This window comes from Denitratisoma sp. DHT3, assembly GCF_007833355.1.
Taxonomy (GTDB): Bacteria; Pseudomonadota; Gammaproteobacteria; order Burkholderiales; family Rhodocyclaceae; genus Denitratisoma.
Window position 1 is genome coordinate 42,813 of record NZ_CP020914.1, and the last position, 15,862, is coordinate 58,674.

Here is a 15,862-nt window from a genome sequence, read left to right on the forward strand (position 1 = left end):
AAGATTCGCCGCCAAAATTGGCGGATGGACAACAGGAGCATGCGCAAGTTTTGTCGCCTGGCCAGTCAGACGCGTCAATGCAGATGCCGGGGGGGCTCGGTGCCATGGCCTTCGGGAACTTCGGCGTGCATCGGCTCGCCTTCGGGATTGGGATAGAGCGGAGCGCCGCAGTCGTCGCAGTATTCGAGCGGAAAGCGATGGTCCAGGAGCATGATTTGCCTGACCCCCGCCTCCTTCAGGACGGCCTCGATCTGGCCGGGAATGTCGCTGGCTTCGTCCTCCGCTTCCAGCAGGGGCCAGACCACGCCATGGATGACCTGGTTCGACGCCGCGAGGGTCAGCCCGACCCGGTATTCCTCCAGCCGTTGATCGTGGAAGGGGGCGATCACGGCACGGAGTTGGTCGGCCGTCACGTTCAACGTGGCGTGGAGAAAAGCGAGCGCCGCGCGCAGGGCGTGCGGCCGGGATTGCCGATCGGCGTCGCGGCAGGCGGCATGATAGGCCGAAGGGGCCAGCAGTTCGATGGCACAGGCCGGCAGGGCCGGCTTCAGGGCCTCGCCGCCCTGGAGTTGCCAGTGGCGGATGGCGCCTTCCCGATTGCCGTCGGCCTCCTGCCAGCGGAAGACCGCGCCGCCTTTGGGCACTGCCACGGCACCCAGCAAATAGCGGGTGTCCGAGAGGAAGTTCATGGTCTCGGCCAGGTCCGCCGGATCGAAATGCTCGTTGCGCGCCTGGACGGCGCTGCGGCCCAGGCGCTGCGTCAGGTGCAGCGTGTCGCAATAGCTCTGGGGCAGTTGATCCGGACTGAACAGCGCATCGGCCAGGGCCAGCCGGGCATGGTCCGCCAGAATGTGGGCCTGTAGATGAGTCTTGAGGTCGGTCAGCACCTCTTTCGGCAGGGGGCCGGAAGGGATGCTGTAGCGGGACCAGGACAGGACGGGGGCGGCGATCAGCAGGATGTCGAACTCCCCGTCGCTTTCCGCCGGCCTGCTTTCGCCGCGGGATTCGATCAGATCGGCCAGGTTGTCGTAGCCCCGTTCCCCGGTCTGATACAGATGGTCGAGGGCTGCGTTGAGGGCGGCTTCGTCGTCGGCGTTCAACAGCTTGTCGATGAGGACGATGAGCCGGGCTTCCCAGAACGCATCCTCGATGCGGCTGGACGACAACCCCAGGGCCTGGGCCAGGCGGCAGAGGGTTTCGACATCGGGGGTGTGTTTGCTGCGGCGGGAGAAGCGGGATCGTTTCATGGCGGGTGGGCCGCAGGAGTGAGTGTTGCGGTGGATTCTAGCAATTCCGCTCTGACTGGCGGCTTTCAGAGCTGCAGAGCTGGTAGACTGCGCGCCGTTCAACCCTACTAGCGACTCCGTTATGTTCTCGAAGCTGATGCCCAAGGAAGGAAAGTTTTTCGAACTTTTCAATGCTCATGCGGAATTGGTGGTGCAAGGCGGGCGGCAGTTGGCCGCGCTGGTGGCCGATGTCGGCAATGATTTGGAAACCCTCGGGCGGCATGCAAAAGCCATCGACGAGACCGAAACCCGGGCCGACAAGATCACTCATGACACGATCTCCCTGCTGCATACGGTGTTCACCACCCCCCTCAATCGGGACGAGATTCACAAGCTGATCACCCGCATGGACGATATCCTGGACCTGATCCAGGACGTGGCGGAGTCCATCTATCTGTATGACGTGCGCCAGCTCACGGAGGAGGCCCGGCGGCTTTCCGACATCTGCGTGTCCTGCTGCGAGCGGGTGAAGACGGCGGTATTCCTGCTGAATGACATGAGCCACGCCCCGGCCATCCTGCGCACCTGCCAGGAGATCGATCAGTTGGAGTCCGATGCGGACCGGGTGATGCGCCAGGGCATGGCCAAGATTTTTCGCGAGGAAGCGGATGTGCGGCAGTTGATCAAGCTCAAGGGGCTCTACGAGCTGCTGGAGTCGGTGACCGATCGCTGCGAGGACGTGGCCAACATCATCGAGGGCATCGTCCTCGAAAACGCCTGATCGGGTGGTGTCGCCATGTCCAGTCTGGAAATAGGGCTGCCAGCCATCATCCTGCTGGTGGTACTGGCGCTGCTGTTCGATTTCATGAATGGCTTTCATGATGCGGCCAATTCCATTGCCACGGTGGTTTCCACCCGAGTCCTGAAGCCGCATCAGGCGGTCATCTGGGCCTCCTTGTTCAATGTTGTCGCGATATTCATTTTCCAGCTCAAGGTGGCCACCACCATCGGCAAGGGCACCATCGATCCAACGATCGTAGATCATCATGTGATCTTCGGCGCCCTGGTGGGGGCCATCATCTGGAATGTGATCACCTGGTATTACGGTATTCCGTCCAGTTCTTCCCACGCCTTGATTGGCGGCCTGGTGGGGGCCGCCGTGGCCAAGGGCGGCTTCGCTTCCCTGATCTGGGCGGGACTGGGCAAGACGATCCTGTTCATCGTCGTGGCGCCTTTCCTGGGTTTCATGCTCGGCGGATTGCTGATGGTGGCCGTGGCCTGGCTTTGCATCCGAGTGCCGGCAGGCAAGGCCGATGCGACTTTCCGCCGGCTCCAGTTGCTGTCGGCGGCGATGTACAGCCTGGGACACGGCGGCAACGATGCCCAGAAAACCATCGGCATCATCTGGATGCTGTTGCTGGCCGCCAATGTTGCCGACCCGGCGTCGACCAGGCCCGACACCTGGGTGATCGTGGCCTGTTATCTGTCGATGGGGCTGGGCACCATGCTCGGCGGCTGGCGCATCGTCAAGACCATGGGCAACCGGATCACCAAGCTGGACCAGCCGCGCGGCTTCTGCGCCAACTTTGGCGGCGCGCTGACGCTGTTCATGGCGACGGGCTTCGGCATTCCGGTTTCCACGACGCATACGATCACCGGCGCCATCGCTGGCGTCGGCACGACCGCCGGCGCCAAGCAGGTGCGCTGGGGCGTGGCGCGGGGCATCTTCTGGGCCTGGATCTTGACCATTCCCGCCAGCGCACTGATCGCGGCCATCGCCTGGGGTATCAGTTATCTGGTGCTGTGAGCGCCGGTGTCTGTCAATCCTGTGGTGCCTGCTGCGCAGCGTTAGGGGTGCCGGTCGGGCTCGATGAGCTGGACAGCGAGCCCGGTGGCGCCATTGAAATAGCTGCCTCGATCCGGTTGGCCGGGTGAGTCCTCTGTTAGAATGCGCCGTGGCGGGTCTCCCCGCATTGTGAGGCGGTGAATCTGGTCAGGTCCGGAAGGAAGCAGCCACAGCCGATTCTCGCAAGTGCCGGGGGTCAGGCTCGCCACCCTTTCCCATTTTTCGAAGCGACCCGGCGGCGGCATGAGCTATCAGGTATTGGCGCGCAAATGGCGTCCCAAGTCTTTCTCGACGCTGGTGGGCCAGGAGCACGTGGTGCGGGCGTTGACCCATGCCCTGGAGCAGCAGCGGCTGCATCACGCCTATCTCTTTACCGGCACCCGCGGCGTCGGCAAGACCACGCTGGCCCGGATCATGGCCAAGGCGCTGAACTGCGAGGCCGGGATCACGCCCACGCCCTGCGGCACCTGCTCCGCCTGCACGGAAATCGATGGCGGCCGCTTCGTCGATCTGATCGAGGTGGACGCCGCGACCAATACCCGGGTGGACGAGATGCGGCAGTTGCTGGAGAACGCCACCTACGCGCCGACTCGGGGCCGTTACAAGGTCTATGTGATCGACGAAGTCCATATGCTCTCCAACTCCGCCTTCAACGCCATGTTGAAGACCCTGGAAGAGCCGCCCGAACATATCAAGTTCATCCTCGCCACCACCGATCCGCAGAAGATTCCGGTGACGGTGCTGTCCCGCTGTCTGCAGTTCAATCTCAAGCAGATGCCCCAGGGGCACATCGTCGAGCATCTGTCCCGCATCCTGGTGGCGGAGGGGGTGGCTTGCGAGGCGCAGGCATTGCGGCACTTGGCCAAGGCCGCGGCGGGCAGCATGCGCGACGCCCTGTCCCTGCTCGATCAAGCCATCGCCCATGGCGCCGGCAAGGTGGAGGAGGAGGGGGTGCGGGACATGCTGGGCACGGTGGGGGATGATTATCTCTACGCGCTGCTGGATGCCCTGGTCACGGCGGATGCGGCGGCATTGGTCGCCGTGGCCGACCGCATGGAGGCGCGCAGCCTGGCCTTCGATTCCGCGTTGCAGGAACTGGCAACCCTGCTGCACCGCATCGCCCTGCTGCAACTGGCGCCGGAGGCCCTCTCCGATCCGGCCGAACGGAGCCGTTTGCAGGTCTATGCGGACGCGCTTGACCCGGAATTCCTGCAGCTTTGCTATCAGATCGTCATCCACGGCCGTGACGATCTGGCGCTGGCGCCGGACGAGTATGCCGGTTTCACGATGACCCTGCTGCGTCTGGCGGCTTTCCGTCCGGAAACGGCGGCCATGTCGGCGCGCGCGGCGCGGGTCGAGGCGCCAGCGCAGCGGCCGCCGACCGTGGTTCGTGCGGAGCCCGCGGCCGCCGCGCCGATGGCGCAGGTCCAAGCGCCGGAGCCGGCCGCGGACAGCCGTTCGACCCCCGGGAACGACGACCCCTGGCACCAGCTGGTGGCCCGTCTGCCGCTCGCCGGCATGGTGCGCCAGCTGGCGCAGCATTGCGAACTGGTGGCGATGGACGAGACCCAGGTCACCCTGCGCCTGGCACCGGTGCATAAGCACCTGCTGGGCAAGATCCAGCAGGATAAATTGCAGGCCGAGTTGCAGAACCATTTCGGTCATCCCTTGCGGCTTACGCTGGACCTGGCCGAGACGGAGTCGGTGACACCGGCGCAAAAGGCCCGCAACGTACAGCGGGAGCGTCAGGAACGGGCCATCGCGGCCATCGAGGGCGACACTTTTGTACGCGAAGTGGTGGACATATTCGATGCCGCCATCGACGAATCGACGATCAAACCCATTTGAGGAGTGGCAGGAATGAAAGGTGGTCTTGGCAATCTGGGCGCGCTGATGAAGCAGGCCCAGCAGATGCAGCAGAACATGGCGAAGGCCCAGGAGGAACTGGCGGCCATCGAGGTGGAAGGGCAGTCCGGTGCCGGCATGGTCAAGATCGTCATGACCTGCAAGCACGACGTGCGGCGCGTGGCGATCGACCCCGCCGCCATGGACGACCGGGAGATGCTGGAGGACCTGATCGCGGCCGCGGTCAATGACGCCAACCGGCGCGTGGAGACCACCACCCAGGAGCGCATGGGGGCTTTCACGGCCGGCCTCAATCTGCCGCCGGGCATGAAGTTGCCCTTCTGATGGCGCGTCCGTCCTGTCTCGACGGACTGATCGAGGCGTTGCGCTGCCTGCCGGGAGTGGGGCCCAAGTCGGCCCAGCGCATGGCGTATCACCTGCTTCAGCACGATCCCCGGGGTGGAGAACGCCTGGCGCGGGCCATCGACGATGCCCTGAAGAACCTGCGCCACTGCCAGCGCTGCAACAATTTTTCCGAAGCCGAGGTGTGCGAGCGCTGCGCCTCGTCCAAGCGCGACCCTTCCTTGCTGTGCGTGGTCGAGATGCCCGTGGATCTCAACACCATGGAGCAGACCCACGCCTTCAACGGCCTGTATTACGTGCTGATGGGGCGGCTGTCGCCACTGGACGGCATCGGCCCGCGTGAACTGGCCTTCGAGCGGCTGATGGCGCGGGTCGGCGACGGCCTGGTGCGGGAAGTGATCCTGGCCACCAATTTCACCAACGAAGGCGAGGCCACCGCGCATTATCTTTCCGAGCTGCTGCGGGCGCGGGGGCTGAAGACCAGTCGCATCGCCCGGGGCGTGCCGGTGGGCGGCGAACTGGAGTTCACCGATGCCGCCACCGTGGCCCAGGCGCTGGTGGAACGACGGGAGTATTGAGTATGGCAAACGTGGCTGCCAAGCCCATGGCCGGGGTCAAGGTGATCGAGTTCGGGACCTTGATCGCGGGACCCTTCTGCAGCCGTATCCTGGCCGAGTTCGGCGCCGAGGTGATCAAGATCGAGGCCCCCGGCGAGGGCGACCCCCTGCGCAAGTGGCGCAAGATGCATGGCGATACGTCGCTGTGGTGGTTCGTCCAGTCCCGCAACAAGAAATCGGTGACGGTCAATCTCAAGCATCCTGACGGAATTGCCCTGATCCATCGCCTGGTGCGAGACGCCGACATGGTGGTGGAGAATTTCCGTCCCGGCGTCATGGAAAAGCTGGGCCTGGGCTGGGAGGCGCTCTCCGCGCTCAATCCGAAGCTGGTGATGGTGCGCCTGTCCGGTTTCGGTCAGACCGGCCCCATGGCGCGACAGCCCGGTTTCGGCGCCATCGGCGAAGCCATGGGCGGTCTGCGCTACGTGACCGGTTTCCCCGATCGGCCGCCGGTCAAGACCGGGATTTCCATCGGCGACTCCATCGCCGCCCTGTGGGGGGCGCTCGGCGCCTTGATGGCCCTGCGTCACCGGGAGGTCAACGGCGGCGCCGGGCAGGTGGTGGATGTGGCGCTGTACGAAGCCGTATTCGCGATGATGGAAAGCCTGGTGCCGGAATTCGACGTCCTCGGTTTCGTCCGTGAACGCACCGGCAACATCATGCCCGGGATCACGCCTTCGAACACCTATACGACCCGGGACGGCAAGCACGTGGCCATCGGCGCCAACGGCGATGCGATTTTTCGGCGTTTCATGACGGCCATCGGCCGTTCCGACCTGGCCGACGATCCGCTCCTGGCCAACAACGCCGGTCGGGACGCACGGTCGGCGGAGATCTACGACGCCATCGGCGACTGGGTGGCGACCCATGACGAGGCGACGGTGCTGGCGATCGCCAGTCAGGCCGAGACGCCGGCCAGCCGCATTTACTCGGTGGCCGACATGTTCAAGGACCCGCAGTTCCTGGCGCGCGGCATGCTGGAGCGGGTGGCGCTGCCCGGTGGCGGCGAGTTCCATATCCCTGGCGTAGTGCCTAAGCTGGGCGCGACGCCGGGGAGTACCGAGTGGATCGGACCGGCCTTGGGCGAGCATACCGATGCCGTATTGGCCGGTCTGGGCTATGCGCCGGATGAAATTCAATCCTTGCGGACGTCGGGGGCGGTTTGATCCAGAGGAAAGTCGTGCCTTGGGGAGGGGTTTTAATCGGCCTCCCGACTCCGCTATAATCGGCCGCTTTCCGGGGGCTGCCCGGGCGCGTCTTTTTCATTCTTTATCTTCTGGGGCTCAACAACACCATGAGTTGTGACGAAAAAGTGGATTGCGGCAAGCGCCGTCTTCTCGTCGCCACCTCCGCTGCGGGCGGAGTGGCCGGCGTGGCGGCGGCCGTGCCGTTCCTGGCCAGCATGGCACCTTCCGAGCGCGCCAAGTCAGCAGGGGCTCCGGTCGAAGTCGATATCAGCAAGCTCGAACTGGGCCAGATGATGACCGTCGAATGGCGCGGCAAGCCGGTCTGGATCATCCATCGGACGCCGGAAATGCTCGAGTCGCTGAAAAAGACCGAGGACAAGGTTTCCGATCCGCAGTCCGAAAAGCCCATGCAGCCCGAATACTGCAAGAACCAGGCGCGCTCGATCAAGCCGGAGTATCTGGTGGCGGTGGGTATCTGCACCCATCTGGGCTGCTCTCCCACCGACAAGTTCAAGACCGGCGCCGAATCGGGCATCGATGCCGATTGGCCGGGCGGCTTCCTCTGCCCCTGCCATGGTTCGACCTTCGACCTGGCCGGGCGCGTATATAAGAACAAGCCGGCACCGGAGAACCTGGTGATTCCGCCGCACATGTACTTGAGCGATACCAAGCTCCTAATCGGCGAAGACAATAAGGGGGCCTGAGAACATGAGTTCGGTGAATGCAAAGCTGAAGGATCTGGTGGGGTGGGTCGATGCCCGCTTCCCGCTGATGTCCCTTTACAAGGACCATCTGTCCGAATATTACGCTCCGAAGAACTTCAATTTCTGGTACTTCTTCGGCTCCCTGGCGCTGCTGGTGCTGGTGAATCAGATCGTCACCGGCATCTTCCTGACCATGCATTTCAAGCCGGATGCGGCGCTCAACGCCTCCGGCGTGCCGGTCGCCTTCGCCAGCGTCGAGTACATCATGCGCGACGTACCGCTGGGCTGGCTGATCCGCTATATGCACTCCACCGGCGCCTCGGCGTTCTTCGTGGTGGTCTACCTGCACATGTTCCGCGGCCTGCTCTACGGCTCCTATCGCAAACCGCGTGAACTGATCTGGGTCTTCGGCCTGCTGATCTTCCTGTGCCTGATGGCCGAGGCGTTCTTCGGCTACCTGCTGCCCTGGGGCCAGATGTCCTTCTGGGGCGCCCAGGTGATCGTCAACCTGTTCTCCGCCATCCCCCTGATCGGGCCGGATCTGTCGGTTTTCATCCGCGGAGACTTCGTGGTGTCGGACGCCACCCTGAACCGGTTCTTCGCCTTCCACGTGATCGCGATTCCGCTGGTGCTGCTGGGCCTGGTGGTGGCTCACCTGATCGCGCTGCACGAGGTGGGTTCCAACAACCCGGACGGTGTCGAGATCAAGAAGCACAAGAATGCCGAGGGGATTCCTTTGGACGGCATTCCCTTCCACCCGTACTACACGGTGAAGGACATCGTCGGCGTCGTGGTGTTCCTGATGATCTTCGCGCTGATCATCTTCTTCATGCCGGAGTTCGGCGGCTACTTCCTGGAGTACAACAACTTCATCCCCGCCGATCCGATGAAGACGCCGCCACACATCGCGCCGGTGTGGTATTTCACGCCTTTCTATTCGATGCTGCGTGCCGTCACCGTCAACTTCTTCTGGATCGACGCCAAGTTCTGGGGCGTGGTCGCGATGGGCGCCGGCGTGGTGATCCTGGGCTTCCTGCCCTGGCTGGATCGCAGTCCGGTGAAGTCGATCCGCTACCGCGGGCCGATCTACAAGACCCTGCTGTCGATCTGGGTGGTGGTCTTCATCGTGCTCGGTTTCCTCGGCACCAAGCCGCCGTCCTATGCCTTCTTCGGCGTGATTCCGGGCGAGCCGATCGCCAAGCTGTTCACGATCTACTACTTCCTGTTCTTCTTGACGATGCCCTGGTGGTCGCGAATGGACAAGTGCCAACCCGAACCGGAAAGGGTGACTGGATAATGAAAAAACTGCTCATCACCCTGCTGTTCGCTCCTCTGCTGGCCATGGCCAGCGGTCCCGAACTCCATCTGGACAAGGCGCCGGACAGGGCGGGCGACAATGCCGCCTTGCAGAATGGCGCCAAGCTTTTCATCAACTATTGCCTGAACTGCCACTCGGCGTCCTACATGCGCTACAACCGCCTGCAGGATATCGGGCTGAGCGATCAGCAGATCAAGGACAATCTGCTGTTCACGGCCGACAAGGTCGGTGAATTGATGCGCATCTCCATGCAACGCGAGGATGCCAAGGTCTGGTTCGGCGCCGCGCCTCCCGACCTGACGGTGATCGCCCGTGCCCGCGCGTCGGAGTTCGGTTCCGGTGCAGACTGGCTGTACACCTATCTGCGCACTTTCTATCGCGATCCCTCCAGGCCCACGGGCTGGAACAACGTGGTCTTCGAGAACGTGGGCATGCCCCATGTGCTCTGGGAACTGCAGGGCGAGCAGGTGATGGGTGAGGATCACAAGCTCAAGCTGGAGAAACCGGGCAAGCTTACGCCGCAGGAATACGACGCCGCGGTCGCCGATCTGGTCGGCTATCTGCAATTCATGGGCGAGCCGGTGGGTGAGTTCAGGAAGAAACTGGGCGTGATCGTGTTGATCGCCCTGGCCGGACTCTTTGTCTTGACGTACGCGCTGAAACGCGAGTACTGGAAAGACGTTCATTAACTTATCGCTTGATCCAATACTATGGGGCATCGTGAAGCCAGCGCACCACCAGCCCGGAAGGTTGTGCGCGATGCCGATTATTCCTGGGGTACGAGTACCATGATGAACCTGTACTCGGGCACGACGTGTCCGTTTAGCCATCGTTGCCGCATCGTTCTGTACGAAAAGCAGATGGACTTCCAGGTGATCGATGTCGACCTCTTCAACAAACCCGAAGATATCGCCGTCATCAATCCCTACAATCGTGTTCCCGTTCTGGTGGACCGCGATCTGGTGCTCTATGAGGCCAACATCATCAATGAATACATTGACGAGCGTTTCCCTCATCCGCAACTGATGCCGCCGGACCCGCAGACCCGGGCCAAGGCGCGGCAACTGCTCTACACCATGGAGCACGAGTTGTTCAGCCATATCGACGCACTGGAGAAGAACCTCAAGTCGGCCGAGAAGTCCCGCGCGCACGTGCGGGACCGCCTGACCGAACTGGCGCCATTGTTTGCCAAGCAGAAGCACCTGCTGGGCGAGGAATTCTCGATGCTGGACGTGGCCATCGCGCCGCTGTTGTGGCGCCTGGACCACTACGGCATCGAATTGTCGAAAGCCGCGGTGCCGCTGATGAAATACGCCGAGCGCATCTTCTCGCGGCAAGGTTTCATCGATGCCCTGACGCCTTCCGAGAAAGTCATGCGCCGATAGGCGCACTTGGTCGGGGCGGTGCGTCGTCCCGGCCATCGCCTCGCATTTCCCGATGATCTCCACCAAGCCCTACCTGATTCGCGCCATCCAAGAATGGTGCGTCGACCAGGGGTTTACGCCCTATCTCCAGGTCGTGGTCGACAGCCGTACCCGTGTGCCGCGGGAGTACGTGCGAGACGGTCAGATCGTCCTCAACGTCGGGGTCGATGCAACCCATCAATTGCTGATGGGCAACGAGGAAATCACCTTTCAGGCCCGTTTCAACGGCACGGCATTTCCCATCATCGTGCCGGTGTCGGCCGTGGCTGCCATTTATGCCCGGGAAAATGGCCAGGGCATGGCTTTCGAGGTCGCCGGCGAGGCATCCGGGCAGTCGCGGAGTCTCGACGAGGAAAGCCAGCCGAGCGAACTCGAACCCGAACCCGGTGCCGGGACCGCGTCGTCGACGGATGCCCCGGCACCGGAGTCGAGTGGCGCGGCGCGACCGAAACTGACACGCATCAAATAATCCGCGGCGGGCATCACGGGTTGCCGTTGGCATTCCCAAGCGGTGTTGCGGTTTCCCCGAGATTTCATGGCGCCCGGTTGCGAACCGAGGGCGGCGCTGTTGCTGGCGCCTGGCGCCAGGCTGCCGGCGGATGCGAACAAAACCCGCTGTCGCAGCCTCATATAATGGAAACGAGGGGATTGTGCTGTGCCACTCTGCGCCCTTTTGCCTGCGATGGCCGATTCCACGTGCTTCTGACGGTACTTTCGATAACTCCGGTCAGGGCTCCCCGTTCTGCCGCCGGTTCGGGGACGCCCGTCTCCATGAATTAACGTTTCAGCTTGATCTCATCTGGGAAAAGAACCATGACTCCTGAAGAACTCAAAGCGTTTGAAGAAAAGATCCACGCCTATGTGGGCCGCGAAATCGCCCCGCGCAGACAGGGCAAGGACGACGTCAATGCGGCGATGATCCGCCATTGGGTCGAGGTGACCGAAGACCAGAATCCGGTGTATTCCGATGCGGAATTCGCCGCCAAATCCAGCAAGAAGGGCCTGATCGCCCCGCCCACCATGCTCCAGATCTGGTCCATGGAAGGCTACCCGATGTGCAAGAACCCGGCGAAGGATTTGCAGCGCGAACTGCATGACGTCTTCGAAGCCCACGGTTTCACCGGCACCCTGGGCACCAACACCAAGACCGAGTTCCACCGCGACCTGCGGCCGGGCGACCAGGTCTTCTTTCACACCATCATCGACAGCATCTCCGAGCCGAAGAAGACGGCGCGGGGTTTCGGCTACTTCATCGAGACCGCCACCAACTTCACCGACCAGAACGGCGATTCCATCGGCAAGCAGATATTCCGCGTGCTGAAATTCATCCCGGTCCAGCAGGACGAGGCGGCCGCCGAGGCCGCCAAGGCCCCGATCAAGGCGCCCACCCGCATCCAGTCGCCGCGTGGCCATGACAACGGCTGGTGGTGGGAAGCCGTGGATCAGGGCAAGGTCCTGATCCAGCGCTGCAAGAGCTGCGGCACCCTGCGCCATCCGCCCCGTCCCATGTGCGGCGAGTGCCAGTCCCTGGAGTGGGATTCCATCGAATCCTCGCTCGAAGGCGAAGTGTTCAGCTTCACCGAGATTTCCTATCCCCAGTTCCCCGGCTATCCCTATCCCCTGGTGGCGGGCGTGATCACTCTGAAAGAGGGAACCCGCCTGGTGGCCGGCATCGTCGGTTGCGATCCCGATGCGGTCCATATCGGCATGAAGGTGAAGGGCAAGGTCGAGAAGGTGGACGACAAGACCCATCTGCCCCAGTTCTATCCCGCCTGATCGGACTCCAAGGAATAGCGAGGTTTCACTATGAACGTCAAAACATTGAGCTATCAAAGCGTGACGGTGGGCGACAAACTGCCGGAACTCAAGATCGACATCACTACCAGCCTGATCGTCAGCGGCGCCATCGCTTCGCGCGACTTCACCCAAGTGCATCACGAGACCAAGGTCGCCCAGGCCGCCGGCCTGCCCGACGTGTTCATGAACATCCTGACCAGCAACGGCTTCATGGGCCGCTTCGTCACCGACTGGGCCGGCCCCGATTCGACGCTGAGGAGCATCGACCTGCGCCTGGGCGCGCCCAACGTGCCCGGCGTGGTGATGACCGTCACCGGCGAGGTGGTCGCCAAGGACGATGCCAGCGGGATCGTCGATGTGTCCGTCGAGGGCGTCAACAACGTTTGGGGCAAGCACATGTCCGGCATCGTGCGCGTCGCTCTGCCCAAGGAGGCTTGATCCATGGAACGCAATATCTCTGACAAGGCCGCGATCGTCGGCATCGGCAACACCGAGTTCTCCAAGGACTCCGGCCGCTCCGAACTCTCCCTCGCCGCCGAGGCCGTCAAGGCGGCGCTGGACGATGCCGGCCTGAAGCCTTCCGACGTGGACGGCATGGTGACCTTCACCATCGACCAGAACGAGGAAGTGGATGTGGCCCGCACCCTCGGCTGCAACGACCTCTCCTTCTTCGCCCGCGTGCCCTACGGCGGCGGCGCCGCCACCGGCTGCCTGCTCCAGGCCGCCATGGCCGTGGCCACCGGCATCGCCGAGACCGTCGTGGTCTATCGCGCCTTGAACGGCCGCTCCGGCCATCGCTACTCCCAGGGCGTCTCCGGCTCCCTGATCTCCGGCAGCGCCATCCACTACGGCTGGTACATGCCCTTCGGCCTCCTGACGCCGGCCTCCTGGGTGGCGACCTTCACCCAGCGCTACATGCACATCAGCGGCTGCACGCCCGACGCCTTCTTCGAAGTCGCCCATTCCGCCCGCGAATACGCGGTCAACAACCCGGCGGCCTTCTTCTACCAGCGCCCCTTCAGCCGCGAGGACTACGACGCCTCCAAGAAGATCTGCGCACCCCTGAAGATGCTCGACTGCTGCCAGGAAAGCGACGGCGGCTCCGCCGTGATCGTGACCACCCCCGAGCGCGCCCGCGACCTGAAGCAGCCCGGCGTGCTGGTTCGCGGCGTGGCCCAGTGCTCCGGCAAGGACCAGGAGGAGATGACTTCCTTCTACCGCCCCGAGATCGGCAGCCTGCCCGAGATGACCCATGCCGCCAACATGGCCTACGCCCAGTGCGGCCTGAAGCCCGACGACATCGATTCCGCGGTGATCTACGACGCCTTCTCGCCCATCGTGCTGTGGCAGCTGGAGTCCTGGGGCTTCTGCGGCGCCGGCGAAGCCAAGGATTTCGTCAAGGGCGGTACCCTGCGCATCGACGGCCGTCTGCCCACCAACACCCATGGCGGGCAGCTGTCGGAAGCCTATATCCATGGCGTCAACGGCATCGTCGAAGCCGTACGCCAGGTGCGGGGTACTTCGGTCAATCAGCCGAAGAAGACCATCAACCATGCGCTGGTGACTTCCGGTGTCGGCGTGCCCACCGGCGGCGCCATTCTGGGCAAGATGGCCTAAGCTGCCCTGCTGCGGAAACGACAAGGGCCTCCCGTCGAAAGACGGGAGGCCCTTGTTTTTGTGTGGCCGGCGCTCTATGTCGTCAAGCTTATTTCTCGACGAAGGCCCGCTCGATCACGTAATCGCCGACCACGCCGATGTGGGGCGATATCTGGAAGCCCCGGGCATCCAGCAGGGCGCTGGTATCGGCCAGCATGGCGGGGCTGCCGCAGATCATCGCCCGGTCACGGCTCGGGTCCAGCGGCGGCAGGCCGATGTCCTCGAACAACTTGCCCGATTCGACCAGATCGGTGAGCCGGCCGCGGTTGCGGAAAGGTTCCCGTGTGACGGTGGGGTAATAGATCAGTTTTTCCCGCACCAGCTCGCCGATGAATTCATTGTCGGGCAGTTCCTTGGTGATGAAGTCGGTGTAGGCCAGTTCGCTCACCGTCCGCACGCCGTGGAACAGCACGATCTTCTCGAACCGCTCATACGTCTCCGGGTCCTGGATCAGGCTCATGAAGGGCGCCAGGCCGGTGCCGGTACTGAACATGTAAAGGTATTTGCCCGGCCGCAGATCGCGCAGCACCAGGGTACCGGTGGGCTTGCGGCTGACGACGACCGGGTCGCCCGGCTTCAGATGCTGCAGCTTGGAGGTCAGCGGGCCGTTGGGCACCTTGATGCTGAAAAATTCCAGATGCTCGTTGTAGTTGGGGCTGGCGATGCTGTAGGCGCGGATCAGCGGCCGGCCTTCATGTTCCAGGCCGATCATCACGAACTGGCCGTTGATGAAGCGCAGTCCCGGGTCGCGGGTGGTGGTGAAGCTGAACAGACTGTCGTTCCAATGACGAACGCTGAGGACGCGCTCGGTGCCCAGATTGCTTGCTGCTCGGATGTTGCTCATGACGACGATTCCACAAAAAGAAAATGGGGATTGCTGTCATTGTAGTTTCGCCATAAATCAGTTAAATGGATAATATCTATATAGTTAATCCATTAAATAGATATGAAATTCACCCTACGCCAACTGGAAGTCTTTACCGCCGTGGCCCGGGCCGGCAGTGTTTCCCGGGCTGCGGAGTCGCTTTCCCTGTCGCAGTCGGCGGCCAGCACTTCCTTGGCTGAATTGGAGCGGCAGTTCGATGCGCCGCTGTTCGATCGGGTCGGCCGTTCCCTGCATCTGAACGAGACCGGCAGCCAATTGCTGCCCCGCGCGGTGGAACTGCTGGATCGTGCCGGCGAGATCGAGGACCTGTTGCGGGGCCATGCCGGCATCGGCCACCTGCGCATCGGCGCGACGATGACCATCGGCAACTATCTGGCCACGCTGATCGTCGCCAATTTCCTGCAGCGGCAACCGGAGAGCCGGGTGGAACTGGAGGTGCGCAACACGGCGACGATCATTCAGCGGGTGGCCCATTTCGAGCTGGATCTGGGACTGATCGAAGGCAATTGCCGCCACCCGGACCTGGAAGCGCGCCCCTGGATTGCCGATGAACTGGTGGTGTTTTGCGCTCCGGAGCACCCGTTCGCCCGCAGCGGCGGCGCCAGCCTCGACGAACTGGTGCGGGAGCCCTGGATTCTGCGGGAGAAAGGCTCGGCCACGCGCGAGACGTTCGATCAGGCGCTGCGCCATTACACCGGCCCGCTCGACATACGTCTCGAACTGGAACACACCGAGGCCATCAAGCGGGCCGTGGAAAGCGGCCTCGGGATCGGCTGCATCTCCCGTCTCGCGCTGCGGGAGGCGATCCGGCGCGGTAGCCTGGTGGCCGTTGCCACGCCGGATCTGGACCTGCGTCGGCAGTTCAGCTTCCTGCGCCATCGGCAGAAGTTCCAGACCGCCGGGATGCGGGCCTTCCTCGCCCTGTGCCATGAAATGACCGGCACGGCGCGCAGCAGCGAGGATATCGAATTGCCCTACATCCGCTGAGGCGCA

General features: G+C 63.1%; 17 protein-coding genes and 1 other RNA gene. 16 read left to right on the forward strand and 2 right to left on the reverse strand.

Annotation, left to right across the window (positions count from 1 at the left end; all coding sequences use genetic code 11):
• Positions 1–74 precede the first annotated feature (74 nt).
• Complete coding sequence (locus tag B9N43_RS00245) at positions 75–1,247, reverse strand: DUF2863 family protein (protein WP_145840347.1); 1,173 nt, start codon at positions 1,245–1,247, stop codon at positions 75–77.
• 121 nt (positions 1,248–1,368) lie between these two features.
• Here B9N43_RS00245 and B9N43_RS00250 point away from each other — a divergent pair, with 121 nt between their 5' ends.
• The 15 genes from B9N43_RS00250 to B9N43_RS00320 all read left to right on the forward strand — a co-directional run bounded on the left by B9N43_RS00250 (position 1,369) and on the right by B9N43_RS00320 (position 13,944).
• Positions 1,369–2,007, forward strand: coding sequence for a DUF47 domain-containing protein (locus B9N43_RS00250; protein ID WP_145840348.1), 639 nt, complete (start codon positions 1,369–1,371; stop codon positions 2,005–2,007).
• A gap of 15 nt (positions 2,008–2,022) precedes the next feature.
• Entirely contained in the window at positions 2,023–3,033 is a 1,011-nt protein-coding gene (locus B9N43_RS00255; protein ID WP_145840349.1) for an inorganic phosphate transporter, read from the forward strand.
• A gap of 150 nt (positions 3,034–3,183) precedes the next feature.
• Positions 3,184–3,282, forward strand: an RNA gene (ffs, locus tag B9N43_RS00260) — signal recognition particle sRNA small type.
• A gap of 33 nt (positions 3,283–3,315) precedes the next feature.
• Positions 3,316–4,920, forward strand: a complete 1,605-nt coding sequence (gene dnaX, locus B9N43_RS00265) for a DNA polymerase III subunit gamma/tau (protein ID WP_145840350.1) — start codon at positions 3,316–3,318, stop codon at positions 4,918–4,920.
• A gap of 12 nt (positions 4,921–4,932) precedes the next feature.
• Positions 4,933–5,262 (forward strand): YbaB/EbfC family nucleoid-associated protein, encoded by a 330-nt coding sequence (locus tag B9N43_RS00270; RefSeq protein ID WP_145840351.1) that lies wholly within the window; start codon positions 4,933–4,935, stop codon positions 5,260–5,262.
• Positions 5,262–5,858, forward strand: coding sequence for a recombination mediator RecR (gene recR / locus B9N43_RS00275; protein WP_145840352.1), 597 nt, complete (start codon positions 5,262–5,264; stop codon positions 5,856–5,858). Before B9N43_RS00270 ends, recR begins: the two co-directional genes overlap by 1 nt.
• Positions 5,859–5,860: 2 nt before the next feature.
• Positions 5,861–7,063, forward strand: a complete 1,203-nt coding sequence (locus tag B9N43_RS00280; protein ID WP_145840353.1) for a CaiB/BaiF CoA transferase family protein — start codon at positions 5,861–5,863, stop codon at positions 7,061–7,063.
• 128 nt (positions 7,064–7,191) lie between these two features.
• Positions 7,192–7,788 carry a ubiquinol-cytochrome c reductase iron-sulfur subunit gene (gene petA / locus B9N43_RS00285; RefSeq protein ID WP_145840354.1) on the forward strand — a complete coding sequence of 199 codons (597 nt, stop codon included), beginning with the start codon at positions 7,192–7,194 and terminating at the stop codon, positions 7,786–7,788.
• Between the two features lie 4 nt (positions 7,789–7,792).
• Positions 7,793–9,085 carry a cytochrome b gene (locus B9N43_RS00290; protein ID WP_222428767.1) on the forward strand — a complete coding sequence of 431 codons (1,293 nt, stop codon included), beginning with the start codon at positions 7,793–7,795 and terminating at the stop codon, positions 9,083–9,085.
• Positions 9,085–9,795, forward strand: coding sequence for a cytochrome c1 (locus B9N43_RS00295; RefSeq protein ID WP_145840355.1), 711 nt, complete (start codon positions 9,085–9,087; stop codon positions 9,793–9,795). The genes B9N43_RS00290 and B9N43_RS00295 overlap by 1 nt, the downstream gene beginning before the upstream one ends.
• A 99-nt stretch (positions 9,796–9,894) precedes the next feature.
• Positions 9,895–10,491 carry a glutathione S-transferase N-terminal domain-containing protein gene (locus B9N43_RS00300; RefSeq protein WP_145840356.1) on the forward strand — a complete coding sequence of 199 codons (597 nt, stop codon included), beginning with the start codon at positions 9,895–9,897 and terminating at the stop codon, positions 10,489–10,491.
• Positions 10,492–10,543: 52 nt separating this feature from the next.
• On the forward strand, positions 10,544–10,999 hold the full coding sequence (locus tag B9N43_RS00305; protein ID WP_145840357.1) for a ClpXP protease specificity-enhancing factor: 456 nt from the start codon (positions 10,544–10,546) through the stop codon (positions 10,997–10,999).
• Positions 11,000–11,343: 344 nt separating this feature from the next.
• The gene (locus B9N43_RS00310) at positions 11,344–12,306 is read left to right on the forward strand and encodes a bifunctional MaoC family dehydratase N-terminal/OB-fold nucleic acid binding domain-containing protein (RefSeq protein WP_145840358.1); all 963 of its coding nucleotides are present in this window, start codon (positions 11,344–11,346) and stop codon (positions 12,304–12,306) included.
• A 30-nt stretch (positions 12,307–12,336) separates the two neighbouring features.
• The gene (locus B9N43_RS00315; protein WP_145840359.1) at positions 12,337–12,765 is read left to right on the forward strand and encodes a MaoC/PaaZ C-terminal domain-containing protein; all 429 of its coding nucleotides are present in this window, start codon (positions 12,337–12,339) and stop codon (positions 12,763–12,765) included.
• Between the two features lie 3 nt (positions 12,766–12,768).
• Positions 12,769–13,944: a lipid-transfer protein gene (locus B9N43_RS00320; RefSeq protein WP_145840360.1), complete on the forward strand. Its 1,176-nt coding sequence runs from the start codon at positions 12,769–12,771 to the stop codon at positions 13,942–13,944.
• 88 nt (positions 13,945–14,032) lie between these two features.
• Here B9N43_RS00320 and B9N43_RS00325 read toward each other — a convergent pair whose 3' ends face one another.
• Complete coding sequence (locus tag B9N43_RS00325; protein ID WP_145840361.1) at positions 14,033–14,827, reverse strand: ferredoxin--NADP reductase; 795 nt, start codon at positions 14,825–14,827, stop codon at positions 14,033–14,035.
• 102 nt (positions 14,828–14,929) lie between these two features.
• Here B9N43_RS00325 and B9N43_RS00330 point away from each other — a divergent pair, with 102 nt between their 5' ends.
• Entirely contained in the window at positions 14,930–15,856 is a 927-nt protein-coding gene (locus B9N43_RS00330) for a LysR family transcriptional regulator (protein ID WP_145840362.1), read from the forward strand.
• Positions 15,857–15,862 lie beyond the last annotated feature (6 nt).